The sequence below is a fragment of the Blastomonas sp. CCH1-A6 genome (genome assembly GCF_001556365.1).
In the GTDB taxonomy this organism is placed as follows: domain Bacteria; phylum Pseudomonadota; class Alphaproteobacteria; order Sphingomonadales; family Sphingomonadaceae; genus Blastomonas; species Blastomonas ursincola.
This window is the reverse complement of record NZ_LSIS01000553.1, coordinates 1-6,124: the sequence shown is the minus strand read 5'-3', so window position 1 is coordinate 6,124 and position 6,124 is coordinate 1. Positions and strand designations below refer to the sequence as shown.

The window sequence follows — 6,124 nt, the reverse complement described above, 5'->3', positions numbered from 1 at the left end:
TCGAGCGCGGTGCGCACCTCGCCCGGCGGCACCGGCTTGTATTCGTTGAACAGCGGCTCGATCAGCGTCGGCGCGAGCAGCAGGCCTGCCGATACCGCCGCCGCGGCAAAGCCGGCGGACCAGAGCCACCAGGTCCTGCCCGTCCGCCGCATCAGCGCATAGACGCCGAGCAGGAAAAGGCTGCCCATCACGGTGCTGATCGTCATCGCGATCGCGCCCTGGCTCAGGAAATCGCCGAGCGGCTGGCTGGTCAGGCCATAGCTCTTTTCGTGCCACCAGTCCGCATAGATCGTCCAGGGCAGGCCGATCACGGTGGAGGCCACCGAGAAGCCCGCGACCGTCAACAGGGTACGCAGCGCCCAGCCGCGCCGTTCGAGGCGCGCCCAGATGCGATCGGTGAGCTTCAGCCGCACGAGAATCAGGGTGATGACCAGAGTGACGACCAGCCCGCCCAGGATCATCCATTCGCTCGACGCGGTATAGGCAGCAGATTTCGCGAGCGCTTCCGCGCCCAGCCCGTCGATATAGGCCCTGGTTGCCGCTTCCGGATCGAATGCCATGCTGCGCCCCGCTGTATTGGTTGTATAATACAGGCTTAGGCGGCAGCGCCGCGGTCGTCAAGCCGACGGGATCAGGCCAGCCCCAGCACCTGCGGCATGGTGTAGCGCCCTGCCGGCTGGTCGTGCAGCCACAGGCACGCCTTGACCGCGCCTCGCGCGAACACCATTCGGCTTTCGGCGCGATGGGTGAGTTCGATCCGCTCGTTGTCGCCCGCCAGGAACACGGTGTGGTCGCCCGCCACCGATCCGCCGCGCAGAGACGCAAAGCCGATCGCGCCGCGCGCTCGCGCCCCGGTCACGCCATCGCGCCCGCGCTCGCTGTCGCGCGAAAGGTCGAGCCCGCGCGCGCGCGCCGCCGCCTCACCGAGCAGCAATGCGGTGCCCGATGGCGCGTCGACCTTGTGACGGTGGTGCATCTCGGCAATCTCAATATCCCAATCCTCGCCCAGGCGCGTTGCCGCCTCGTGCACCAGATGCGCGAGCAGGGTGACGCCGAGCGAGGTATTGCCGGTCTGCAGCACCGCGATGCTGTCCGCCGCGCTGTCGATCAGCCAATGGTGCCGTTCCTCGAGCCCGGTGGTGCCGATGACGATCGGAATGTTCGCCGCGATGGCCGCGTCGAGGTTCGCTTCGAGTGCGGCGGGCACCGAGAAATCGACCAGCACGTCGCTCTCCTTCGCCAGCGTCAGTGGATCGCCGCCCTTGTCGATCCCGCCCGATACACTCGCGCCTGCCTCGACGATCGCACTTTCCAGCGCCTGGCCCATGCGGCCCGCAAGCCCGATAATCCCGATCCGCGTCATCCGTCTTTCCTCAGACTGTAATTCGACCGGCCAATGCCCTATTGCCTGGCTCATGGCAAAGATTCCCAGCATCGTCATCCTCACCGGCGCCGGCGTGAGCGCGGAAAGCGGCATCGACACCTTCCGCGCCGAGGGCGGGCTGTGGGAACAGCACCGGGTGGAGGATGTCGCCACGCCCGAGGCGTTCGCGCGCGATCCCGATCTGGTGCTGCGCTTCTACGACATGCGCCGCGCCGCGATCCAGACCAAGCAGCCCAATGCCGCGCACGAGGCGCTGGCCCGGCTCGACCGCGAATGGCCGGGCGAACTGTTGATCATCACCCAGAATGTCGACGACCTGCACGAACGCGCCGGCGCGAGCCGGCTGCTGCACATGCACGGCACGCATCTCACCGCCTGGTGCCTCGCCTGCGACGCGCGGCCCGAATGGCTGGGGCCGCTGATCGACCGGCCCGCCTGTCCCGAATGCGGCGTGGCGGGGCAGCTGCGCCCCGATATCGTCTGGTTCGGCGAGATGCCGTACGAGATGGAACGGATCTACGAAGCCGTCGGCGCGTGCGACCTGTTCGTCTCGATCGGTACCTCGGGCGCGGTCTATCCCGCTGCGGGCCTCGTGCGCGAGGCGCGGGCGCGCGGCGCGATGACGCTCGAGCTCAATCTGGAGCCGAGCCAGGGCAGCTATTTCTTCCACGAATCGCGCCACGGCCCGGCAACGAAATTGGTGCCCGAATGGGTCGGCGAGATGCTGGGTTAGCCAGGCACGAAAAATCCTCCCCGAGCAAGCTGGGGGAGGAATTAAATGGCTCAACCGTTCACCGTCACTACCAGGAACAGCGTCCAGGCGATGGCGATGGCATAGGCGATCCAGGTGCCGATGACGCCCAGCGCGCGCAGCTGCGGCGGCTTGCCGGGGCCATGCGGCTGGTGCAGGCCGATGATGTGCGCGGCGCGCGCCGCCAGGAACAGCACCGCCAGCCCCGTGAGCGGCCAGTGGCTTGCGTTTGCCATTTCGAGCAGCCCGATCAGGATCACGAACAAGGGCGCGTGCTCGGCGAGATTGCCATGCGCGCGGCTCGAGCTGATCAGCCCGGCATCGCCCGCATCGCCGAACGAGGCCTGGGTGCGGAAGCGCGCGCGGACGGTGGCGATGGCGGTGGCGAGCAGCATGATCGCGCAGATTGCAGCGGTCAGCGCGGTAACGGGCAGGGTCATCGGCATCCTCCCAGATGAGGAGCCGACTATGCCGCCGAGCTCGCGCCCCCGCAAGCCTTGCACTCGGGGTCCTTGGCGATCCTGAGCGTGCGCCAGAGCGGGCTGAGCCCGTCGATCAGGTGCAGCTTGCCGTGCGGATCGTCGCCAAAGCCGGTAATCGCGCGGACCACTTCCATCGCGGCGAGCGATCCGACCAGCCCGACCATCGCGCCCAGTACGCCCTGTTCGGCGCAGGTGTCGCAATCCTCGGCATCGAAGGCATCGCCGACGAAGCAGCGATAGCAGGGCGCATCCGGCAACCAGCCGCGAAACGTGCCGATCTGCCCCTGGAACCGCCCGATCGCCGCGCTGACCAGCGGGATGTGCAGCGCGGTCAGCGTGTCCGACACCAGCAGCCGCGTCGCGAAATTGTCGGTGCCGTCGAGCACGACATCGGCCCCGGCGAGCAGGGTTGCGGCATTGTCCGGCGTCAGCCGTTGGGCCAGGCCCGTGACCTGCAATTCGGAGTCGAAGCGGCGCACCCAGGCGGCCGCGACCTCGGCCTTGGATTGCCCGACATCTGCAGGCGTGAACAGCGTCTGGCGCTGGAGATTGGACAGATCCACCGCATCGCCATCGATCAGCGTCAGCCGACCGATACCGGCGGCGGCGAGATATTGCAGCGCCGGACAGCCGATCCCGCCCATGCCGACGAGCACGACATGTGCGGCAGCGAGCTTCGCGACGCCGACGCCGCCGATCTCGGGCAGCACGATGTGCCGGGCATGGCGTTCGAGCTGGGTGGGGGAAAGGGGCATGCGGCGAACGTCCTCGATGACCGCGCGAATGCCCAACAGACCATCGTCATTCCCGCGAAAGCGGGAATCCCGCTCGGGTCGGCGCTATAGCGGGATTTCCGCCTTCGCGGGAATGACGAAATTGTTGGGCTGGTGCCGCTTCAGCTTTCCAGCTGCTGCAGCAGCGCGCGCACGTCGCCATCCATATCGGCATCGCGGGTGCGCAGGTCCTCGATCAGGCGGACAGCGTGGATCACCGTCGAATGATCGCGTCCGCCGAACTTGCGGCCGATCTCGGGATAGGAGCGCGGGGTCAGCACCTTGGCGAGATACATCGCGACCTGGCGCGGGCGCACCACGGCGCGCGCGCGGCGCTTGGACGACATTTCGGCGCGATCGACCTTGTAGAACTGGCAGACGGCGCGCTGGATCTCGTCGATGGTGATCCGGCGGCGATTGGCGCTGAGCAGATCGGACAGCTGCTCCTCGGCCAGCGCCAGCGTCACCTTCTGCCCGGTGATCTGGGCATAGGCCATCAGCTTGTTGAGCCCGCCGACCAGCTCGCGGACATTGCGGCTGATCGTGCGTGCGAGAAATTCGGTGACCTCTTCGGGAATCTCGCCCATCCGCATCTGTTCGACCCGGGCGCGCAGGATTGCGCGGCGCAGTTCGATATCGGCAGGCTGGATGTCGGCGACCAGGCCCATGGCGAGCCGCGAGAGCAGCCGCTGGTCGACTCCGTCGAGCGCCTGGGGCGCGCGGTCCGAGGTGACGACCAGGCGCTTGCCCGCGCCCAGGATCGCGTCGATCGTGTGGAGGAATTCCTCCTGGGTCGAATTCTTGCCGATGATGAACTGGATGTCGTCGACCAGCAGCATGTCGAAGCTGCGCAGCCGTGCCTTGAACGCCATCGAATCGCCGCGCTGGATGGCGCTGACGAAATCGTTCATGAACTTTTCCGCCGGGCAGTAGCAGATGCGCGCCTGGGGATTGGCCTCGGCATAGGCATTGCCGATAGCATGGAGCAGGTGCGTCTTGCCCTGGCCGGTGGCGGCCTTGAGATAGAGCGGGCTGAACAGCGGCTTTTCCGCTGCGGCCATGCGCTGCGCGGCGTTGAACGCGAGCACGTTCGACTGACCGGTGATGAAGCCCGAGAAGAGCTGCGAGGGATCAAGCGCGATGCGGTTGCCGCTTTCGGCAGCGCGCGGCGCGGCCGGGATCGGCGCCACCGGGGCGGGCATACGCGGACGTGCGATCTCGGCTTCGCGCGGCGCGGCGGCGATGGCGACGCTGCGCACTTCGGGGCGCACGATCTTCCACGCCAAAGCCAGCCGGTCGGCAAAGCGCTCGCGGACCCAGTTGGCGGAAAACTCGGAGGGCAGGTGCAGGTGCAGCTGGCCCGAGGCAGGCTCGAAGCTGCCGGGGCGGATAGGGCGGATCCACTGGGTGTGGATCTGTGCACCCAGATCCTTGCGCAGACCTTCGCTGATCTCGTTCCAGTCGGCCGCCCAGTCTGCCGCGCCGCTCGAATTGCTGAGTTCGATCATGCCTGAATGCCACTTCTTGTATCTTGGTCAGCACCGGAACCGCCGGTCATCGCTGACAAGGGGTCCGGCGGAACCTGATGGCTCTGCCGGATGGGACGGAAAACGGCGGGCAACCCTTGACTTCGGTTGCACCCCAGCCGTTGCGGAATGCTAGTTCAGGCGCCCTCGGCCAGGGTCCGGCCAGCGCGAGCTGACACAGGCGGCATGCCGGGCGGCATAGCCGGGCAGGCGTGCAGAGTCACATCCGGGATGATCCCGGTCCATCCAGTGCAGTGGCAATCCGACCCAGTTACGCAAAACCTGCTACCTCCCCCTCGCTCGCATCGCATCAGGGCCTATCCCTGGCGCAATGATCTTCCCTGTGTGCCGCCCAACCCCTTGGTCAGCACGGGAAACCGTCCCAAATTTGGGGCACAAAAGGTGTTCACCGAAAAACACATGGGTCTTTCGATCAATGTATCCACCAGTTTGTGCAATGGAGAACCTGGCTGATCGCTCGGCTCTCGACCCTGATGTAGCCGTGGAAAAACGAGTCGAGCAAGAGCCGCCGGGTAAAAAAAATGAAATAATGGCGCTTGACTCGGTTAACGCGAGGATATTGCTGGATTCACATTGATTATAATTCAGATTCAATGACTTAGGCGGAGGCATGTTACCCCTGCCGAGCCGAATCGCAGGAAATGCGTCAGTTGCCGGACGGGGCGTGTGACGGATCCATTACCGTTATGTCACAAAGCTGACGCGATGTTGCAAATACTGTCAAGAACACTGGACGCACGAAAAATCCGCCTGCCCTGACGGGCGGCGGATCATCGTGTCCAAAAGACTGGAAACGGGCGGGGCGTTGGCGCCGCCACCCGATTCGCCGTCAGGCCAGAGCGGCGAGCCGCTTGGTCAGGCGCGAGAACTTGCGCGAGGCGGTGTTCTTGTGCAGCACGCCCTTGGCGACGCCGCGGGCCAGCTCGGGCTGCGCGCTGGCGAGAGCCGCCTTGGCCGCTTCCTTGTCACCGGCGTCGAGGGCCGATTCGACCTTCTTGACGAAGGTGCGGATGCGACCGATGCGGTTGCCGTTGACGACGGCACGACGCTCGTTCCGGCGGATGCGCTTCTTGGCTTGCGGCGTATTGGCCATAGTTTCTCACACGTCTTTCAATTGGCGATCACGGCTGATCGGCGGATTTGGGGTAAAGCAGATTGGCCGCCCGGTGGCGGTGCCAGCGCTTTGA

General features: G+C 66.0%; 6 protein-coding genes and 1 pseudogene. 1 reads left to right on the top strand and 6 read right to left on the bottom strand.

Going from position 1 to position 6,124, the window contains the following annotated elements:
* Both AX735_RS23890 and dapB read right to left on the bottom strand, forming a co-directional pair.
* Positions 1–560 (bottom strand): annotated as a pseudogene (locus tag AX735_RS23890) (M48 family peptidase); the annotation flags it as partial.
* A 71-nt stretch (positions 561–631) separates the two neighbouring features.
* A complete protein-coding gene (gene dapB / locus AX735_RS23885; protein ID WP_066285176.1) occupies positions 632–1,363 on the bottom strand; it encodes a 4-hydroxy-tetrahydrodipicolinate reductase in 732 nt (243 codons plus the stop codon).
* A 52-nt stretch (positions 1,364–1,415) separates the two neighbouring features.
* Here dapB and AX735_RS23880 point away from each other — a divergent pair, with 52 nt between their 5' ends.
* Positions 1,416–2,117: an NAD-dependent deacylase gene (locus AX735_RS23880; RefSeq protein WP_066285174.1), complete on the top strand. Its 702-nt coding sequence runs from the start codon at positions 1,416–1,418 to the stop codon at positions 2,115–2,117.
* A 50-nt stretch (positions 2,118–2,167) separates the two neighbouring features.
* Here AX735_RS23880 and AX735_RS23875 read toward each other — a convergent pair whose 3' ends face one another.
* The 4 genes from AX735_RS23875 to rpsT form a co-directional block, all read right to left on the bottom strand.
* Positions 2,168–2,575, bottom strand: a complete 408-nt coding sequence (locus AX735_RS23875; protein WP_066285172.1) for an MAPEG family protein — start codon at positions 2,573–2,575, stop codon at positions 2,168–2,170.
* A 26-nt stretch (positions 2,576–2,601) separates the two neighbouring features.
* Positions 2,602–3,372 carry a HesA/MoeB/ThiF family protein gene (locus AX735_RS23870; protein WP_066285178.1) on the bottom strand — a complete coding sequence of 257 codons (771 nt, stop codon included), beginning with the start codon at positions 3,370–3,372 and terminating at the stop codon, positions 2,602–2,604.
* Positions 3,373–3,512: 140 nt separating this feature from the next.
* Complete coding sequence (gene dnaA, locus AX735_RS23865) at positions 3,513–4,898, bottom strand: chromosomal replication initiator protein DnaA (RefSeq protein WP_066285170.1); 1,386 nt, start codon at positions 4,896–4,898, stop codon at positions 3,513–3,515.
* An 868-nt stretch (positions 4,899–5,766) separates the two neighbouring features.
* Entirely contained in the window at positions 5,767–6,030 is a 264-nt protein-coding gene (gene rpsT, locus AX735_RS23860) for a 30S ribosomal protein S20 (RefSeq protein ID WP_060980353.1), read from the bottom strand.
* Positions 6,031–6,124: the final 94 nt, after the last annotated feature.